Here is a 17,878-nt window from a genome sequence, read left to right on the forward strand (position 1 = left end):
TTTTTGCAATTTTGTTTCGAATCAATTCAAATAGAATTATTATGAAGTTCATTCTAAGAATATTACTTACTGCGGTGGCGGTAATTTTATTATCACAATTTTTACCTGGCGTAAGTGTAGCAGGATATGGCACTGCAATTATTGTAGCGATAGTGTTGGCGCTTTTAAATCTCATTGTAAAGCCAATCTTAGTACTCTTTACCCTGCCTGTAACTATTATAACCCTTGGGTTATTCCTACTTGTAATTAATGCAGTTATCATATTACTTGCAGATGGATTTATTACAGGCTTTGCAGTAGATGGTTTTTGGGTTGCATTAATTTTTAGCTTATTGCTTTCGCTATTTCAATCTGTACTTTATTCGTTATTAGGATCAGATTAAGCTAGCTGTAATTCAGCTATTTGAAACTTTGAGAAGAATCAAAAAATGTGTACTTTTGCACACCAATTTTTATAAAAAGTTAAGATGAATATTACCAGAGAGAATATTGATGAATTGAATGCGGTAGTTAAAGTAGAAATCGCAAAGGAAGACTATAACGAGAAAGTTGATAAGATTCTAAAAGATTACAGGAAAAATGCAAATATTCCTGGTTTTAGAAAAGGTCATGTTCCAATGGGAATGGTGAAAAAACAATATGGACAAGCCGTTCTGGTAGACGAGGTGAATAAGTTATTGCAAGATGCACTTAATAAATATTTAACCGAAGAAAAATTAGATGTTTTAGGAAATCCACTTCCAAAAGAACAGAAAAATTTTGATTGGAATAAAGATGATTATAGCTTTGAATTTGAATTAGGATTATCTCCTAAATTTGATTTAGATCTTAAGACTAAAGAGCCAATTACGCATTATAATATTGTAGCTGGGGAAGAGATGATAGACAATCAGGTAACCCAAATCCAAAAGCAATATGGAAAACTTGTTTCTAAAGAAGTTGCAGAAGAAAATGATATTCTTACCGGGACTTTTAAGAATGAAGAAGAAGGTATTGATAATGAAACTTCACTTCCATTAGAAAATTTAAAAGGAAAGAAAAACCTTAATAAATTTTTAGGAGCAAAGGTTGGAGATGTTATAAGCCTTAAAACTAAAGGTCTTTTTGAAGATGATAACCAATTGGTGGAACTACTTAAAGTAGAACACGATAAAGCTCATGATCTTGATGTTGCTGTAGAATTTACTATTAAAGAGATCAATAAGCAGGAATTAGCAGAATTGAATAAAGAATTGTTCGATAAGTTATTTGCGAACGAAGAAGTGAAATCTGTAGAAGATCTTAAAGAAAAGATCAAAGAAGATGCTGCAAAACAATTCAAGCAACAGAGCGATCAGCAATTGTTAAATGATGTTACTGAAGCATTAATTGAAAACAACAAATTTGACCTTCCAAAAGAATTCTTACAAAAATGGATTCAAACAGTTGGAGAAAAGCCACTAACTCAAGAGGAAGCGGTAGAAGAATATACCAAGAGCGAGCAAGGATTACGCTTTCAACTTATTGAAGGAAAATTAATTCAGGAGAACAAATTAGAAGTTAAATTTGAAGATCTTAAGGCCTTTACTGTAGAAAGAATTAAAGAACAAATGGCTCAGTTCGGTCAAACCGATCCTGCAGAAAAAGAATTGGATGACATTGCTGCTAGAGTTTTATCTAATCAAGATGAAGTAAAGCGTTTATCTGAGCAGATCATGAATGAAAAACTTCTTGGTTTCTACAAAGAGAATATCAAATTAAAAGAGAAAGAAGTAACTTATGAAGACTTTGTTAAAGAGATCTACAAGTAGTCTTTCTTGATATTTAATCATATCTTTAAGGCGTTAACCAATAAGGGTAACGCCTTATTTACTTAAAAAAAAGAACTTTAAAAGCTATGGATTACGGAAAAGAATTCGAGAAATATGCCATTAAGGATCGCGGTATAAATAGCAATTACTATAACCAAATAGTAAGTAGCATGATGCCGGTTGGTATGACTCCAAATATTATAGAAGAACGTCAAATGAATGCAGTAGCCATGGATGTATTTTCAAGGTTAATGATGGATAGAATTATATTTATGGGCACCGGGATCAATGACCAGGTAGCTAATATTATACAAGCTCAACTATTGTTCTTAGAGAGTACAGACGCATCCAAAGATATTCAGATTTATATTAACTCTCCGGGAGGAAGTGTATATGCAGGTTTAGGAATTTACGATACCATGCAGTTCATAAAGCCAGATGTTGCTACTATTTGTACAGGTATGGCTGCATCTATGGGAGCAGTATTATTATGTGCTGGTGCAAAAGGAAAAAGAAGTGGACTTCCACATTCTAGAGTTATGATTCATCAGCCTCTTGGTGGAGCGCAAGGACAGGCAAGTGATATTGAGATCACAGCGCGCGAGATCCTAACGCTTAAAAAAGAGTTGTATGATATCATTGCTAAGCACACTGGGCAACCTTATGAAAAGATCGCAGATGATAGTGATAGAGATTTCTGGATGAGAGCAGAAAAAGCTAAGGAGTACGGGATGATTGATGAAGTTTTAAAGAGAGAATCATAATACATATCTTAAATACCATCGCTAATAAGTTATGTAGTGATGGTATTTAAAATTTGAAAAGACAACCAATGGCGAAAGATGATTTAGAATGTTCCTTTTGTGGAAGGAAAAAACCAGAAACCAATCTATTAATTGCAGGACTGGATGCTCATATATGTGATAAATGTATAGAGCAGGCTCACGGTATTGTTATAGAAGAGTCTAAACAGGGTGAGGCTAAAGAATTGTCTGCAGATCTAATGTTAAGCAAGCCAAAAGCTATTAAAGCCTTTTTAGATGAATATATCATCGGTCAGGAAGCAACAAAGAAAGTAATGTCTGTAGCGGTTTATAATCACTACAAGCGTTTACTGCAGCCAAAGTCTGATGATGATATAGAGATCCAAAAAAGTAATATTATCATGGTAGGGGAGACCGGAACAGGAAAGACCCTTATGGCTAAGACAATTTCTAAGATGCTTAATGTTCCTTTAGCAATTGTAGATGCAACTGTACTTACAGAAGCAGGATATGTTGGGGAGGATGTAGAAGGAATTTTAACTAAGCTATTACAAGCTGCAGATTATAATTTAGAGAAAGCTCAACACGGAATTGTATTTATAGATGAGATAGATAAGATTGCGCGAAAAAGTGACAATCCTTCTATTACAAGAGATGTTTCTGGAGAAGGAGTGCAACAGGCACTTTTAAAACTTTTGGAAGGAACTACCGTTAATGTTCCACCAAAAGGAGGGCGTAAGCATCCAGATCAAAAGTTTATTGAAGTAGATACAGAAAATATCTTATTTATTGCTGGTGGTGCTTTTGATGGTATCGAAAGAAATATTAGTAAGCGTTTAAATATGCAAGCGGTAGGTTTTAGCGCGTCTAAAGGAGATGATGAGATAGAGCGTACCAACCTTTTAAAGTATATCATTCCTAAAGATCTTAAAGATTTTGGACTGATTCCTGAGATTATTGGTAGATTGCCGGCATTAACATATATGAATCCTTTAGATAAAGGAACTTTAAGAGCAATTCTTACGGAGCCTAAAAATGCTATTATCAAACAATATCAAAAGTTGTTTGAAATGGATGATATCGAGTTTGATATTACAGATGATGCCTTAGATTTTATCGTAGAGAAAGCAATAGAATATAAGTTAGGTGCTAGAGGGCTACGTTCATTATGTGAAGCTATTCTTACAGATGCTATGTTCGAACTTCCAGAAAGTGGAGAACATAAACTTAATGTTACAAAAGAGTATGCGGAGAATATGCTTAATAACTCAACCATTAATAAGTTGAAAGCAGTATCTTAAGATGTTCTTATAAAATAAAAAAAAGCCACTTTTAAAGGTGGCTTTTTTTATGGTGTGAACTTAAGTTTATTTCAGAGTGTTTAAATCTATTTTTAGATTCTCCGTTAGAAATTTTACAATCTCCTTTTCTACGATCTTTGTGTCTTTAGATTTTATCTCACTACCCACAAAATGAGTTTCCGGCGTTTTTAAAGCTACCAATTTCTTTTTAGAGCTTGGAGTAGATAATAGTTCATACATCTCCGGATAGACGCTTACTTCAACATGTTCATCTTTTTCAAAAGCATTTTTCTTATAAAATAATGTAAGTACGGGAGAATTAATTTTTTTGAAAGTTTTTGGTGTCATCGTACTTTCAACTAAAACCTGAAGATCTACCAGCGCTTTAGATGGATAAATAGTATCCCAATAATTTCTAGCAATTTCCTGTTCGTGTTCTATTTTTTTATTGGAGCCAAGAGAGATCAAATTGGCTATTTCATATCCCCAATGCGAATTTAATATAAAAGTTCCCGGCATATCATCTTCTACATTAGGCCCCATGTTTATTATGGCATAAACAGATTCTGGGTAGGTTGCAGCTAAATTCAAAGCTAAGGTTCCTCCGGTTGAGGTGCTCATAATAATTACTTTCTTTCCTATTGTTTTTCCTATTTCAAGCGCCTCTTTTGCAGACATCCAGGCATTATCTGGAGTAAAATCGTTTAAAGAATGCGGTGGTTTTAATCCATGGCCAGACCATCTTGCTAAATAGATGTTTGCATGTAAAGTATCTGCGATATTCACATTAACAGGAAAGCCATCCTGGTAGCTCCCCGCAAATCCATGGAGATACACTATACTATATTCTGATTTTTTTGGAATACTATCCTGCCAAATTATCCTAGCTTCATTATCCTCTCTAGTTTGAAACGAGGCTTCAGATGTTGCTATTTTCTCTTCTAACTCTTGTAGATTTTCGGGGTAAACAGGAGTCGTAGTGGAATATTTGGGAGTTGGTATTGTTGGTCCTGTAAAGTAAGTAATCGCTAGAATACCAATTAAAATAAGTAAGATCCAATACTGTCTATTCATATATAAAAATTCAAATTCTGATGTTTGATCTTCAGAAGTTAGCAAATTATAAAAAAAAATACCCGCTCTAAATAAATAAAGCGGGTATTGATAAAATATTTAGGGCTTATGATGATAGTCTTACATCATTCCTGGCATTCCGCCACCCATTCCGCCTGGCATACCACCACCGGCGCTATCTTCTTTTATATCTATTAAAGCACACTCTGTAGTTAAGATCATTCCAGCAACAGAAGCAGCATTTTCTAATGCAATTCTTGTTACTTTCTTAGGATCAATAATACCAGCTTTCATCATGTCTACGTAAGTATCTGTCTTAGCATCATAACCAAAGTTATCTTTTCCTTCAGAAACCTTGTTAATTACAACAGAACCTTCCCCGCCAGCATTTTCTACAATAGTTCTAAGTGGAGATTCTACAGCACGTCTAATGATCTGAATACCTGTGTTCTCGTCTGCATTTTCCGCTTTAATACTGTCTAAGGCAATTTTAGCTCTTACAAGAGCAACACCACCTCCGGCAACAATTCCTTCTTCAATAGCAGCGCGAGTTGCATTTAAAGCATCATCTACTCTGTCTTTCTTTTCTTTCATCTCCACTTCTGAAGCAGCACCTACATAAAGTACAGCAACACCACCAGAAAGTTTAGCTAAACGCTCTTGAAGTTTTTCTTTGTCGTAATCTGACGTTGTAGACTCAATTTGAGATTTAATTTGTCCAACACGTTCTTTGATCATAGCATTGTCTCCAGCACCATTTACAATTGTAGTGTTATCTTTATCTATAGCAACTTTTTCTGCAGTACCTAACATATCGATGGTTGCATTTTCTAGTGAAAATCCTCTTTCTTCAGAAATTACAGTACCACCCGTTAAGATTGCGATGTCTTCTAACATTGCTTTTCTTCTGTCTCCAAAACCTGGAGCTTTTACAGCAGCAATTTTAAGTGAACCTCTTAATTTATTCACTACTAAGGTAGCTAATGCTTCTCCATCAACATCTTCAGCAATAATCAATAATGGTTTTCCAGATTGAGCAACTGGCTCTAATACAGGAAGAAGATCTTTCATAGAAGATATTTTCTTATCATATAACAAGATATATGGATCTTCAAGATCTGAAGTCATTTTCTCACTATTGGTAACAAAATATGGAGAAAGATACCCGCGGTCAAACTGCATACCTTCCACAACATCTACATGAGTTTCTGTACCTTTCGCTTCTTCTACAGTAATTACACCATCTTTACCAACTTTTTGGAAAGCCTGTGCAATCAATTCCCCAATATGGTCATCGTTATTAGCAGAGATAGACGCTACTTGTTTTATTTTTTCAGAAGAGTTTCCAACTTCTTGAGATTGCTTAGCAAGATTCTCGGTTAAAGCTAATACAGCTTTATCGATCCCTCTTTTAAGATCCATTGGGTTTGCACCTGCAGCAACATTCTTTAAACCTTCTTTTACGATAGCTTGTGCAAGTACGGTAGCTGTAGTAGTACCATCTCCTGCAAGATCGTTGGTTTTAGAAGCAACTTCTTTTACCATTTGAGCTCCCATATTCTCTAACGGGTCCTCTAATTCTATTTCTTTAGCTACACTTACTCCATCTTTAGTAACTGTTGGAGCTCCAAAAGATTTACTAATAATTACGTTTCTTCCTTTTGGTCCTAATGTTACTTTTACTGCATCTGCTAAAGCATCTACACCACGCTTAATCCCATCACGGGCAGCTAGGTTAAATTTAATATCTTTTGCCATTTTCAATAATTTTTTGTTTTCCTGCGAAACAGGAAGCAATTAGTTAATTGTATTTTATTTGGTTTTTTTCATATCCAACTTATAACAGTGGTATGAATTTTTGTGAAGTTTACACAATTGCAAGAATATCGTCTTCTCGCATAATTAGATAATCTTTACCTTCTAGTTTTAGCTCGGTTCCAGCATATTTACCATAAAGTACTTCATCTCCAACCTTAACAGTCATTTCATGCTTTTTAGACCCTTTCCCAACAGCTACTACTTTACCTTTTTGAGGTTTTTCTTTTGCAGTTTCCGGAATGTAAATTCCTGAAGCGGTTTTGGTTTCGGCTGCAGCAGGCTCAATAAGAACTCTGTCTGAAAGCGGTTTAATGTTTAATGCCATGTGTAATTATTTTTATTTAATTAGTTTTTATCTCGTATTGCTATAACTGACTAAAATTATGCCACTACCATATTACTGACATATATAAACAAAAAATGCCAGCTTGTCATAAGCTGGCATTTTTTGTTTATAAAGCTTTTGAATGATCTACTGGTTGTCTTGCGCCTCCGTTTGTTGTTGAACAGGAGAAGCTGCAGGTGCAGTTTGGTTGGTTGCAGGAATTGCATTTTGTGCAGGTGCATTACCATCTATAATTCTAGATTCTGCAGTTCCATTACCATCTAAAATAGTAACATTAGAAAGTAAAATAAGAACCAATAATAATGTAGCTAAAGTCCATGTACTTTTATCTAAAAAGTCTGTAGTTTTCTTTACTCCTCCTAATTGCTGACCTCCGCCACCTCCAAAGGAAGATGAAAGTCCGCCACCTTTAGGATTTTGAACCATGATTACTACAACTAGTAAAAATGCTACAATAATAATCAATGCTAAAAAAATAGTGAATGTGCTCATCCTTGTCCTGTATTATTTTCTTGTAATTTCTTAATTGCCCGAATTTGGTCTGCAAAGAAACCACTTTTTTCGGGATTTTTCAAAATTAAAATTTTATAAGCCTGAATAGCCTTTTTATAATTTTTTTGTTCTAAGTAAACTCGAGCTAAAGTCTCTGTCATCAAGGCTTCAGGTGGTATGGTACGATCTAGGGCAATGTTGGTGGAAGTAGTAGATTTGTTAGGTTTTATCTTCGGACTTTTTGCAATAAAATCATCAATAAGCTCAAATTTACGGTCTCTGCTTTTAACATTTTCTTCTGATTCTCTTTCGATAGGTTTTGCTGAAGTTAAACGTAACCATTCTGAAAAGGAATGAGCTTCAGAATCATCAAAATTAAGCGGAGTTCCTAGCTCTGCAGGGGCTGCAGCTTCTTTAGGTTCTTCTATAATGTCTGTACCAACTTCTGTAGCATTAGATTCTGCTCTTTCAAAAAGAAATGGGTCCATAACCTTGTCAGACTCATCTTTCTTCATTTTAATGGCCTCATCTATGGCTATGCTTCTATGACCAAAAACTTCTTGAGGCTCAAAAACTGTGATATTGTTCAGAAAATCTTCTTGTTTCTTGATCTGCAGTGCAATTCTGTCTTGATTAAAATCTTTCGAAGTGATAAAATCAAAAAGCACGCTTCTGTCTACAGTATAGGCTGCCGTCTTTTTTAAGTTGGTATTATACGTTTCACTTTCTTTACTGTAAAGGCCCTTTAAATGAATTGCACGCGCCGCCTGAAAAAATGGGTATTTTTTTAAAATACTTTCCAGTTCAGTGGTGCTCTCGCGAGTAACAGAAGCAGAATTTTCCAGTAAATATGCAAGATCTTGTGAATTCATTACCAATTTGTTAATGAAGCATTGAATATATCCTGAGTGATTCTAGTAAAGATCTCGCTCAATGCGGTTTCTAGAACTGCTCCTTGTAATTGCGCATTAGCATCATAATCATAATAGAAAGAAAATCTTCTTTCAAAATCTTTCTCAGGGTCTATGGTATTAAAATACCTAACATTTACCGAAATTGTTAATCTGTTTTGTGCTGCAGTATTTTGTGCTGTTGCAGACATTGGAGCAATATAATAATCTATGATCTCTCCTTCATATACCAGATCCCCTCCAGAATTGGTAAGGCTCAAATTAGTCTGATTTTGAATAAGATCCTGTAATTCTAGAGTAAAAGTTCTATCTATTCCTGGTTCTACAAGATCTGCTGCGTTCTGAAAGTAATTTACCTGAAAGGTGGAAGCCCCACCTGTATCTGCTCCTGTAAAAGAGTAAATTCCGCAAGACTGAAAGCTCATCATAAAAATTATAGATAAAACCAGTATACTTAATCTTTTCATTGTAATAGAATTTTATTTAAATTTTAATGTCAAAGACTTACAAATCATATTGTTTTATCTTTCTATACAGGGTTCTTTCACTTATGCCTAATTCTTCTGCAGCATTCTTACGTTTACCGTTATGTCTTTCTAAAGATTTTTTTATTAGCTCCAATTCTTTATCCTGTAGCGAAAGGGTTTCTTCTTCTTCGATCTCTTCTGCAAAATAATATTTGTCTTCTCGTTCTCTTTCACTTTCTCGTTCTCTGGCTTGATGATCTTCTAGCTGAAGAACTTCCATTTTTTCTTCGCTAATATCTTCGGTCTCCTCTTTATCATCTTCTTCTCCGTAGATCTTTTCAATAAGTCCTTCGTGCTCTTCCTGAACTTTTTGATAGTTTCCACTTTCCATTAATTTCAAGGTTAGCTTTTTTAGATCATTAAGATCGCCTTTCATGTCAAAAAGAACCTTGTATAAGATCTCTCTTTCATTGCTGAAATCTGCATCGCTTTTTTTGTCTGAGATTACAGCAGGAAGGTTACTTCCAATATTAGGGAGATATCCTTTAAGCTTATTGCCGTTAATGCTTCTCTCTTGTTCTAAGACTGAAATTTGTTCCGCTATATTTCTTAACTGACGGATATTACCACCCCATTGATATTTCAGTAAAAGTTCTACCGCATCATCTTCCAACCTTATGGTAGGCATCTTATATTTAAGCGCAAAATCTGCAGCAAATTTTCTAAACAATAAGTGAATGTCTTCTTTCCTATCTCTAAGAGGTGGTAAGTTGATCTCTACCGTACTTAATCTATAATATAGATCTTCCCTAAATTTATTCTTTTTGATAGCTTCGAACATTTGCACGTTGGTTGCGGCAACAATTCTTACGTCTGTTTTCTGAACCTTTGATGATCCTACTTTTATGAACTCGCCATTTTCCAAAACCCGTAGTAATCTTACCTGAGTGGTTAAAGGAAGTTCTCCTACTTCATCTAAAAAAATAGTACCTCCGTCGGCAACTTCAAAATATCCATTTCTTGTTTGATTGGCTCCAGTAAAAGATCCTTTTTCGTGGCCAAATAATTCACTGTCTATAGTCCCTTCTGGAATTGCTCCGCAGTTAACAGCAATATATTTGCCATGCTTTCTATGAGATAGGGAATGGATGATCTTAGGAATACTTTCTTTTCCAACCCCACTTTCTCCGGTAACTAATACCGAAATATCTGTAGGAGCAACCTGAATTGCTTTTTCTACTGCGCGATTTAATTTGGGATCATTCCCAATAATTTCAAATCTTTGTTTTGTTGCCTGAACTGATTCCATATACAGTACTAAAGATCATTTTTTTAATTTCACTTTTAATTAAAGAGTTAAAAGTTTATTTAAATAAAATGAGTTTAAAAATTATTAATTATTTTCACTGTAACCCACTGCTTCTCCTTTTAAGGTAGCGCTGGTACAATCTTTTATTTTTACGTTTACAAGGTCTCCGATCTTATAATGGCCTTTTGGGAAAACAGCCACAATATTTTGTGGAGTTCTTCCGCTCCATTCCTGGTCAGACTTTTTAGATTCTCTTTCAATTAGCACTTCCAAGGTTTTTCCAATTTGCTCTTGAGTTCTAAGCAAACCATGTTTGCGCTGTAAAGCAACAATCTCCGCAAGTCTTCTTTTCTTGGTCTCTTCCGGTACATCATCTTCGTACTTCTTATCTGCTAAAGTTCCAGGTCTGGTGGAATAGGCATACATGTATCCAAAATGATATTTTACATGCTCCATAAGAGAAAGTGTGTCTTGGTGGTCTTCTTCGGTCTCGCCGCAAAATCCTGCAATCATATCCTGAGAGAAGCTGCAATCTGGAATTATTTTTTTGATATTATCTATCAGGTTAAAATATTCTTCTCGGGTATGTAATCTGTTCATCCTTTTCAATACGCGATCACTTCCGCTTTGTACCGGTAAATGAATATAGTTACAGATGTTATTATGAGCTGCTACTACTCGAATTACGTCCATGGTCATATCCTGCGGATTGGAAGTAGAAAATCTAATTCTCATTTTTGGCTGCGCTTCAGCAACCATTTTTAAAAGATCTGCAAAACCTGTAGCCGTGGCTTTTTGAATTTCAGAAGCATCTTTAAAATCTTTTTTAAGTCCGCCGCCATACCATAAATAACTGTCCACATTCTGTCCTAAAAGAGTGATCTCTCTAAACCCTTTTTCAGCCAGATCATTTACTTCTTCAATGATACTTTGTGGATCTCTACTGCGTTCTCTTCCTCTGGTAAAAGGAACAACACAAAAAGTGCACATATTATCGCAACCTCTGGTAATAGAAACATAAGCAGAAACACCGTTACTTTGCAATCTAACCGGAGAAATATCTCCATAAGTTTCTTCTTTAGATAGAATAACATTCACCGCATTTCTACCTTCTTCAACTTCACTTATTAGATTAGGAAGATCTTTATAAGCATCTGGGCCTACAACTAGATCTACTATCTTTTCTTCTTCTAAGAACTTACTTTTTAGACGTTCGGCCATGCAGCCAAGAACGCCCACCTTCATTTTAGGATTAATGCGTTTTACTGCATTATATTTTTCAAGACGTTTTCTTACTGTTTGTTCGGCTTTATCTCTAATTGAGCAAGTATTTACTAGAACTAGATCTGCGTCTTCAAGATTTTGAGTGGTATTAAATCCTTCTTTTTGAAGAATGGAAGCTACAATCTCACTATCGCTAAAATTCATAGCACAGCCGTAGCTTTCTATAAATAATTTGCGTTTATTTTCAGCTTTAGGTTCTAAAACAAGGGCATTTCCTTGTGATTTTTCATCTATTATCTTCTCCATAATTCCAACGGTACCTTAAAGTAGTTTAGCGTGCAAAGATAGCTTTTAGTTAAGATGTGACAAAGTGACAGATTAAAAAATATCTATCTATATTTAATGCTAAGATTATGGATTTTTGCTTAATTACTTAGCATATTTAAAATTTGCCCTACTTTTGCAACTAGAAAAAATAGATTTATGGCAAAGAATTTAGTGATTGTAGAGTCTCCAGCCAAGGCAAAAACCATTGAAAAATTTTTGGGTAAAGATTATACGGTAGCCTCCAGTTTTGGGCATATCGCAGATCTTCCTACCAAAGAATTAGGGGTGGATACCGAGGGAAATTTTACACCTAAATATATAGTATCGAAAGATAAAAAAGATGTAGTAAGCAAACTGAAGAAGTTAGCTAAAACCGCAGAGATGGTTTGGTTAGCAAGTGATGAAGACCGAGAGGGTGAGGCTATTGCCTGGCACTTGGCAGAAGAGCTACATTTAGATAAAGATAAGACTAAACGTATCGTTTTTCATGAGATCACCAAGACTGCAATTTTAAAGGCAATAGATAATCCAAGAAGTATAGATTACAATCTTGTAAATGCACAGCAGGCAAGACGTGTATTAGATAGATTAGTAGGGTATGAGCTTTCTCCAGTTCTATGGAGGAAGGTTAAAGGAGGGTTATCGGCCGGTAGAGTACAATCTGTTTCTGTAAGATTAATTGTAGAAAGAGAGCGTGAGATTCAGGATTTCACTGCGGAAGCTTCTTATAGAATAGATGCAGAATTCACAAATGAAGAAGGAAAAAGCTTTAAAGCAAAACTTCCGAAGAATTTCGATACCAAAGAAGAGGCAGAGAAATTCTTAAAAAAGAACATTAGTGCAAAATTTAAAGTTGCAGATCTTTCTACCAAACCAGCTAAGAAATCTCCAGCGCCACCATTTACAACTTCTACGTTGCAACAGGAAGCAGCAAGAAAATTATACTATTCTGTAAGTAAGACCATGACCATGGCGCAGCGTTTATATGAAGCGGGGCATATTACTTACATGAGAACAGATAGTGTAAATTTATCTGATGATGCTAGAAAAGGTGCTAAGAAAGAGATATCTAAAGCATATGGCGATAAATATTCAAAATCTCGCCAGTTTAAAGGTAAGAGTAAAGGAGCTCAAGAAGCTCACGAGGCAATAAGACCTACACATTTTGAAAATCATTCTGTAAATGCAGATAGAGATGAGCAACGTTTGTATGATCTTATCTGGAAAAGAGCCATAGCTTCTCAAATGAGTGATGCACAATTGGAACGTACCAATGTTAAGATAGAGGCAGATAAGCATGATAAAACTTTTACAGCTAATGGAGAGGTTTTGATCTTTGATGGTTTCTTAAAGGTATATCTTGAAGGAAGTGATGATGAAGATGAAGAGCAAGAAGGAATGCTGCCTGCACTTAAGGTAAATGAGCCTTTAGATAATGAATATATAACTGCAACCGAAAGATTTACGAGACCTCCATATAGATATACAGAGGCATCTTTGGTGAAGAAGTTAGAAGAATTGGGTATTGGTAGACCATCTACGTATGCACCAACTATTTCTACTATTCAAAATAGAAATTATATAGAAAAAGGTACTGTAGATGGGGTTGAGCGTAATTATGCTCAGCTTGTGCTTAAAAATGATAAGTTTTCAGAAAAAGCGCTTTCAGAAACAGTAGGAAGCGATAAAGGGAAATTAGTGCCAACCGCAGTCGGGCAAGTAGTAAATGACTTTTTAGTAATGCATTTTGCTAACATTCTGGATTATAACTTCACCGCAAAAGTGGAGCAGAGCTTTGATGATATAGCTGAAGGGAATGAAGAGTGGACTAAAATGATGAAGGATTTCTATTCAGAGTTTCATCCACAAGTTCTTGATGTTGCTAAGAATGCCGAGAGAGAAGTTGGGGAAAGGATATTGGGGGAAGATCCAGAAACCGGGAAACCTGTAAGTGTAAGGTTAGGTAAATTTGGACCGATGGTTCAGATAGGATCTGTAGAAGATGATGAAAAACCTCGTTTTGCAGGATTAAGTCCAGATCAAACTTTAGATTCTATTACCTATGAAGAGGCAATGGATCTTTTTCAGCTGCCTAAAGAAATAGGAGAGTGGGAAGGAGAAAAAGTTGAGGTAAATAACGGTAGATTTGGTCCTTATGTTCGTTACGGTAAAAAATATGTTTCTTTAGAAAAGGGAGAAGATCCGCTAAGTATAGATTTTGATAGAGCTTTAGAGCTTATAGAAGAAAAGGAAAAAGCAGATGCTCCGATATATCATTTTCAGGAGCTGCCTGTTCAAAAAGGAGTAGGGAGATTTGGACCTTATTTAAAATGGAATAGCATGTTCATTAACGTGAACAAGAAATATGATTTTGATAACCTTACAGACGGAGATATTGAAGAGCTTATTGAAGATAAGATCAGGAAAGAGAAAGAAAAGGTTCTTCATAATTGGGAAGAAGAGGGTATTAGAGTAGAAAAAGCGCGCTGGGGAAGATCTAACATTATAAAAGGAAAGACAAAAATTGAACTTCCAAAAACTGTAGATGCTACCAAATTAACTCTGGAAGAAGTAAAAGGAATTATAGAAAAGAATACTAAAAAGAAGCCTGCAAAGAAAAAAGCAGCACCTAAAAAAGCTGCTGCCAAGAAAACTACAGCTACAAAGAAAAAGACCCCTAAAAAGAAATAATTAATGGATTTTGAGTTTTTAAGTCCTGTTGATGCCTCTGTGCTCGAAGAGATTTCTAATTATAATGTGCATAGCCTTAAAGATAAAGTAAAGATCCACTCTTTAGAACATGGATTACCAGATCTTGAAGGAGTGAAAATTGCCATAGTTGGTGTAAGAGAAAACAGACTTGCAGAAGATCATGAAGATGAATACCTAAATTTTAATAAACTAAGATCTTCTTTCTATGGGCTTTTTCCTGGAAATTGGCATCTTAATATTGCAGATTTAGGCGATATTGTTAAGGGAGAATCTGTAGAAGATTCTTATTTTGCCTTACAAACTCTTGTTTTAGCCCTACTTAAAAAGAATATAATTCCATTAATTTTAGGAGGGAGTCAGGATCTAATATATGCTCAATACAGGGCTTATGATAGGTATGAGCAAATGGTGAATATTGTGAATATAGACAGCCGTTTTGATCTTGGAGATGCAGATAAACCTATAACCAACAGGTCTTATATTGGAAAGGCAGTGGTAAATGAACCATATAATCTTTTTAATTACTCCAATGTGGGCTATCAAACTTATTTTAATTCACAAGATGAGATAGAGTTGATGGAAAGATTATTTTTTGATGCTTATAGATTGGGAGAGGTTTCTAATAATTTGAAAGTTATAGAGCCTGTTATGCGAGGTGCTAATATTGTAGGATTAGATCTTGGTGCTATAAATGCAGCAGCAATAGGAGGTAATTATAGATCTCCAAACGGTTTTGATGGAAAGGAAATTTGTGCGCTAGCCCGTTATGCTGGGATAAGCGATAAAGTTTCATCTATGGGAATTTATGAATATCATTCTAATTATCCGGAAGCTGGTAATATGCTTTGTGCTCAGATCATATGGTATTTCATTGAAGGTGTGAATTATAGAACCAATGAGAACACTAAAGCTGCAAAACAGGATTTTATTAAATATTTAGTGCCAATTGAAGATGAAATTTTAGTATTTTTCAAAAGCCCTATTAGCGGACGATGGTGGATAGAAATTCCATTTGTTTCAAATTCTAATAATAAATTAAAAAGGCATACGTTATTACCTTGCAGCCAAGAAGATTATCTCGAGGCATGTAATCAGGTTATTCCTGAACGTTGGTATAAGACAAAAAGGAAAAACGAAATTTAATTATATTACCGGCATAAGCTTGATTTTAGCTATTTTTATTAAAACTATTGTTTTTTATAAATTATTTAGATAGGTTTACCGCTTAAATCAATTGTGTCATAACCCCGAGAGAATTATGAAGAAATTTATTTCGCTTGTTGCTGTTCTTGCATTACTTTCTAGCTGTAGCAGCGGTGATAGAGGCGAACTTGTAGGTGCGAAAGGAAAAAAATGGAATCCGGAGAAACCCTTTGGTATGACATTAATTCCTGGTGGAGCTTTTATTATGGGTAAATCTGATGATGATTTAGCCGATATGAAGAATGCCCCTACTAAAACAGTTACTGTTAGAACCTTTTATATGGATGAAACCGAGATCACTAACTCGGAATATCGCCAATTTACAAATTGGGTAAGAGATTCTATCGTAAGAATGAGATTAGCAATAGAAGCAGATCTAGAGGGTGCAACTCCTGGAGATGACGGTATTGGAGAATATGCATTTGTAGATGCCAATGAAGAAGATATGTCTGTATATGAAAAATACATGTATGACAATTACACTTCTTTTTCTGAAGATTATCAAGGGCGAAAACTGAATCATGATATAGATGTTATCTGGGATACTAGAGACTATCCGGATGAAGCTTATGCTAGAGTTATGGATTCTATGTACATTCCATTAGAAGAATCTTATAATGGTCAACGTACTATAGATGTTCAAAAACTTACTTTTAAGTATAGATGGATGGATATCCAAAAAGCTGCACGTTCTAAAACTCAAAAAAGAAGTGACTTTATAGTTACCGAAGAGGTAAAGATCTACCCTGATACCGCAGTATGGATAAAAGATTTTAATTACTCGTATAATGAGCCTATGCATAACGATTATTTCTGGCATACTGCTTTTGATGAGTATCCGGTAGTAGGAGTAACCTGGAAACAGGCTAAAGCTTTTACACAGTGGAGAACTCTTAATAAAAATGCTTACAGAAAGAGCAAGGGAGATCAAGATGTTCCATCATTTAGATTGCCAACAGAAGCAGAGTGGGAATATGCTGCCAGAGGTGGTTTACAATCTGCAACGTATCCTTGGGGTGGTCCTTATGCAAAAAATGACAGAGGTTGTTTTATGGCGAACTTTAAACCTTTAAGAGGAGATTACGCAGCAGATCAAGCTTTGTATACTGTAGAAGCAAAATCTTACGAGCCTAACGATTATAACTTGTATAATATGGCTGGTAATGTAGCAGAGTGGGTAAATTCTTCCTATGATCCTGCAGCTTATGAATATATGTCTTCTATGAACCCTACCGTTAACAATGAAGACGACCTTAGAAAGGTGGTTAGAGGTGGATCATGGAAAGATGTTGCTTACTTTTTACAGGTAAGTACCAGAGATTACGAATATGCAGATACAGCAAGAAGTTACATAGGTTTTAGAACTGTTCAGGATTATCTTGGTACAGATGTTACTTTAAATCAACCTGCTAAATAAGAACCCATTTTTATATAACCTATTCAATCAACTAAACAAAAACTAATCTTATTGTATTATGGCACAGTCAAAAACTAGAATGAAAATAATGAATATGGTGTATGGTCTAGGAGCCGCGGTAGTAATTATCGGAGCCCTTTTCAAAATCATGCACTGGCCTTTTGGAAATGAAATGTTAATTGTTGGTTTACTTACCGAGGCATTAGTATTTGTTGTTTCTGCATTTGAGCCGGTAGATGACGAACTTGATTGGTCTTTAGTTTACCCGGAATTAGCAGGAGCGCCAGCTTCAGCAAAAGAAAGAGCATTAGTAGCAGAAACTACAGAAACGGATGCATCTCTTTCTAAAAAATTAGACAATATGTTGAAAGAAGCAAAGATCGATGCTAACCTTATGGAAAGTCTTGGTTCTAGCATTCGTAACTTTGAAGGTGCAGCAAAAGGAATTGCACCTACAGTAGATGCTATGGCTTCTCAAAGAAAATATAGTGAAGAGCTTTCATTGGCTGCAGCACAAATGGAAACATTGAATAATCTTTATAAAGTTCAGGTAGAGAGTTCTGCTAAGCAAGCTCAAATTAATGAAGAAGTAGCAGAAAATGCTGGTAAGTTGAACCAACAAATGGGAAGTCTTGCAAATAATCTATCTTCATTAAATGGTGTTTATGGCGGTATGCTTACTGCTATGAATGGAAGACAATAGTTAATTAGTTGTGATGACGA

16 protein-coding genes are annotated in these 17,878 nt (G+C 35.2%); 8 read left to right on the forward strand and 8 right to left on the reverse strand.

Annotated elements, in window-relative coordinates; all coding sequences use genetic code 11:
* Nucleotides 1-41 precede the first annotated feature (41 nt).
* The 4 genes from P163_RS05705 (at nucleotide 42) to clpX (ending at nucleotide 3,855) form a co-directional block, all read left to right on the forward strand.
* On the forward strand, nucleotides 42-383 hold the full coding sequence (locus P163_RS05705) for a phage holin family protein (RefSeq protein WP_034888588.1): 342 nt from the start codon (nucleotides 42-44) through the stop codon (nucleotides 381-383).
* Nucleotides 384-467: 84 nt separating this feature from the next.
* Nucleotides 468-1,790: a trigger factor gene (gene tig / locus P163_RS05710; RefSeq protein WP_034888592.1), complete on the forward strand. Its 1,323-nt coding sequence runs from the start codon at nucleotides 468-470 to the stop codon at nucleotides 1,788-1,790.
* 86 nt (nucleotides 1,791-1,876) lie between these two features.
* A complete protein-coding gene (gene clpP, locus P163_RS05715) occupies nucleotides 1,877-2,554 on the forward strand; it encodes an ATP-dependent Clp endopeptidase proteolytic subunit ClpP (protein ID WP_034888594.1) in 678 nt (225 codons plus the stop codon).
* A 68-nt stretch (nucleotides 2,555-2,622) separates the two neighbouring features.
* Nucleotides 2,623-3,855, forward strand: a complete 1,233-nt coding sequence (gene clpX, locus P163_RS05720) for an ATP-dependent Clp protease ATP-binding subunit ClpX (RefSeq protein WP_034888596.1) — start codon at nucleotides 2,623-2,625, stop codon at nucleotides 3,853-3,855.
* A 66-nt stretch (nucleotides 3,856-3,921) separates the two neighbouring features.
* Here the strand turns inward: clpX and P163_RS05725 are convergent, their stop codons facing one another.
* The 8 genes from P163_RS05725 to miaB all read right to left on the reverse strand — a co-directional run bounded on the left by P163_RS05725 (nucleotide 3,922) and on the right by miaB (nucleotide 11,802).
* Complete coding sequence (locus P163_RS05725; protein ID WP_034893959.1) at nucleotides 3,922-4,929, reverse strand: alpha/beta hydrolase; 1,008 nt, start codon at nucleotides 4,927-4,929, stop codon at nucleotides 3,922-3,924.
* Nucleotides 4,930-5,049: 120 nt separating this feature from the next.
* Nucleotides 5,050-6,687, reverse strand: a complete 1,638-nt coding sequence (gene groL / locus P163_RS05730) for a chaperonin GroEL (protein WP_034888597.1) — start codon at nucleotides 6,685-6,687, stop codon at nucleotides 5,050-5,052.
* A 109-nt stretch (nucleotides 6,688-6,796) separates the two neighbouring features.
* The gene (gene groES, locus P163_RS05735; protein ID WP_034888598.1) at nucleotides 6,797-7,072 is read right to left on the reverse strand and encodes a co-chaperone GroES; all 276 of its coding nucleotides are present in this window, start codon (nucleotides 7,070-7,072) and stop codon (nucleotides 6,797-6,799) included.
* Between the two features lie 147 nt (nucleotides 7,073-7,219).
* The gene (gene secG / locus P163_RS05740) at nucleotides 7,220-7,585 is read right to left on the reverse strand and encodes a preprotein translocase subunit SecG (RefSeq protein ID WP_034888600.1); all 366 of its coding nucleotides are present in this window, start codon (nucleotides 7,583-7,585) and stop codon (nucleotides 7,220-7,222) included.
* Nucleotides 7,582-8,457 (reverse strand): hypothetical protein, encoded by an 876-nt coding sequence (locus tag P163_RS05745; protein ID WP_034888602.1) that lies wholly within the window; start codon nucleotides 8,455-8,457, stop codon nucleotides 7,582-7,584. The genes secG and P163_RS05745 overlap by 4 nt, the downstream gene beginning before the upstream one ends.
* Nucleotides 8,457-8,963, reverse strand: coding sequence for an LptE family protein (locus tag P163_RS05750; protein WP_034888604.1), 507 nt, complete (start codon nucleotides 8,961-8,963; stop codon nucleotides 8,457-8,459). Before P163_RS05750 ends, P163_RS05745 begins: the two co-directional genes overlap by 1 nt.
* Before the next feature lie 37 nt (nucleotides 8,964-9,000).
* Nucleotides 9,001-10,272, reverse strand: a complete 1,272-nt coding sequence (locus P163_RS05755) for a sigma 54-interacting transcriptional regulator (RefSeq protein ID WP_034888605.1) — start codon at nucleotides 10,270-10,272, stop codon at nucleotides 9,001-9,003.
* An 84-nt stretch (nucleotides 10,273-10,356) separates the two neighbouring features.
* Entirely contained in the window at nucleotides 10,357-11,802 is a 1,446-nt protein-coding gene (miaB, locus tag P163_RS05760) for a tRNA (N6-isopentenyl adenosine(37)-C2)-methylthiotransferase MiaB (protein ID WP_034888607.1), read from the reverse strand.
* Nucleotides 11,803-11,979: 177 nt separating this feature from the next.
* Here miaB and topA point away from each other — a divergent pair, with 177 nt between their 5' ends.
* The 4 genes from topA to gldL all read left to right on the forward strand — a co-directional run bounded on the left by topA (nucleotide 11,980) and on the right by gldL (nucleotide 17,858).
* On the forward strand, nucleotides 11,980-14,514 hold the full coding sequence (gene topA / locus P163_RS05765; protein ID WP_034888609.1) for a type I DNA topoisomerase: 2,535 nt from the start codon (nucleotides 11,980-11,982) through the stop codon (nucleotides 14,512-14,514).
* 3 nt (nucleotides 14,515-14,517) lie between these two features.
* Nucleotides 14,518-15,678, forward strand: a complete 1,161-nt coding sequence (locus P163_RS05770) for a formimidoylglutamase (RefSeq protein ID WP_034888611.1) — start codon at nucleotides 14,518-14,520, stop codon at nucleotides 15,676-15,678.
* Nucleotides 15,679-15,793: 115 nt separating this feature from the next.
* Complete coding sequence (gene gldK, locus P163_RS05775; RefSeq protein ID WP_034888613.1) at nucleotides 15,794-17,155, forward strand: gliding motility lipoprotein GldK; 1,362 nt, start codon at nucleotides 15,794-15,796, stop codon at nucleotides 17,153-17,155.
* Between the two features lie 58 nt (nucleotides 17,156-17,213).
* A complete protein-coding gene (gene gldL, locus P163_RS05780; protein ID WP_034888616.1) occupies nucleotides 17,214-17,858 on the forward strand; it encodes a gliding motility protein GldL in 645 nt (214 codons plus the stop codon).
* The last annotated feature ends 20 nt before the right edge of the window (nucleotides 17,859-17,878 follow it).

The sequence above is a fragment of the Gillisia sp. Hel_I_29 genome, assembly GCF_000744275.1.
Lineage (GTDB): Bacteria > Bacteroidota > Bacteroidia > Flavobacteriales > Flavobacteriaceae > Gillisia.

Bases quoted from the DNA above. Each gene is read 5' to 3' on its own strand.
- groES (WP_034888598.1), bottom strand. From the start codon at position 7,072: ATGGCATTAAACATTAAACCGCTTTCAGACAGAGTTCTTATTGAGCCT.
- P163_RS05745 (WP_034888602.1), bottom strand. From the start codon at position 8,457: ATGAATTCACAAGATCTTGCATATTTACTGGAAAATTCTGCTTCTGTT.
- P163_RS05725 (WP_034893959.1), bottom strand. From the start codon at position 4,929: ATGAATAGACAGTATTGGATCTTACTTATTTTAATTGGTATTCTAGCG.
- tig (WP_034888592.1), top strand. From the start codon at position 468: ATGAATATTACCAGAGAGAATATTGATGAATTGAATGCGGTAGTTAAA.
- clpP (WP_034888594.1), top strand. From the start codon at position 1,877: ATGGATTACGGAAAAGAATTCGAGAAATATGCCATTAAGGATCGCGGT.
- P163_RS05750 (WP_034888604.1), bottom strand. From the start codon at position 8,963: ATGAAAAGATTAAGTATACTGGTTTTATCTATAATTTTTATGATGAGC.
- groL (WP_034888597.1), bottom strand. From the start codon at position 6,687: ATGGCAAAAGATATTAAATTTAACCTAGCTGCCCGTGATGGGATTAAG.
- P163_RS05755 (WP_034888605.1), bottom strand. From the start codon at position 10,272: ATGGAATCAGTTCAGGCAACAAAACAAAGATTTGAAATTATTGGGAAT.
- clpX (WP_034888596.1), top strand. From the start codon at position 2,623: ATGGCGAAAGATGATTTAGAATGTTCCTTTTGTGGAAGGAAAAAACCA.
- P163_RS05770 (WP_034888611.1), top strand. From the start codon at position 14,518: ATGGATTTTGAGTTTTTAAGTCCTGTTGATGCCTCTGTGCTCGAAGAG.
- gldK (WP_034888613.1), top strand. From the start codon at position 15,794: ATGAAGAAATTTATTTCGCTTGTTGCTGTTCTTGCATTACTTTCTAGC.
- topA (WP_034888609.1), top strand. From the start codon at position 11,980: ATGGCAAAGAATTTAGTGATTGTAGAGTCTCCAGCCAAGGCAAAAACC.
- gldL (WP_034888616.1), top strand. From the start codon at position 17,214: ATGGCACAGTCAAAAACTAGAATGAAAATAATGAATATGGTGTATGGT.
- secG (WP_034888600.1), bottom strand. From the start codon at position 7,585: ATGAGCACATTCACTATTTTTTTAGCATTGATTATTATTGTAGCATTT.
- P163_RS05705 (WP_034888588.1), top strand. From the start codon at position 42: ATGAAGTTCATTCTAAGAATATTACTTACTGCGGTGGCGGTAATTTTA.
- miaB (WP_034888607.1), bottom strand. From the start codon at position 11,802: ATGGAGAAGATAATAGATGAAAAATCACAAGGAAATGCCCTTGTTTTA.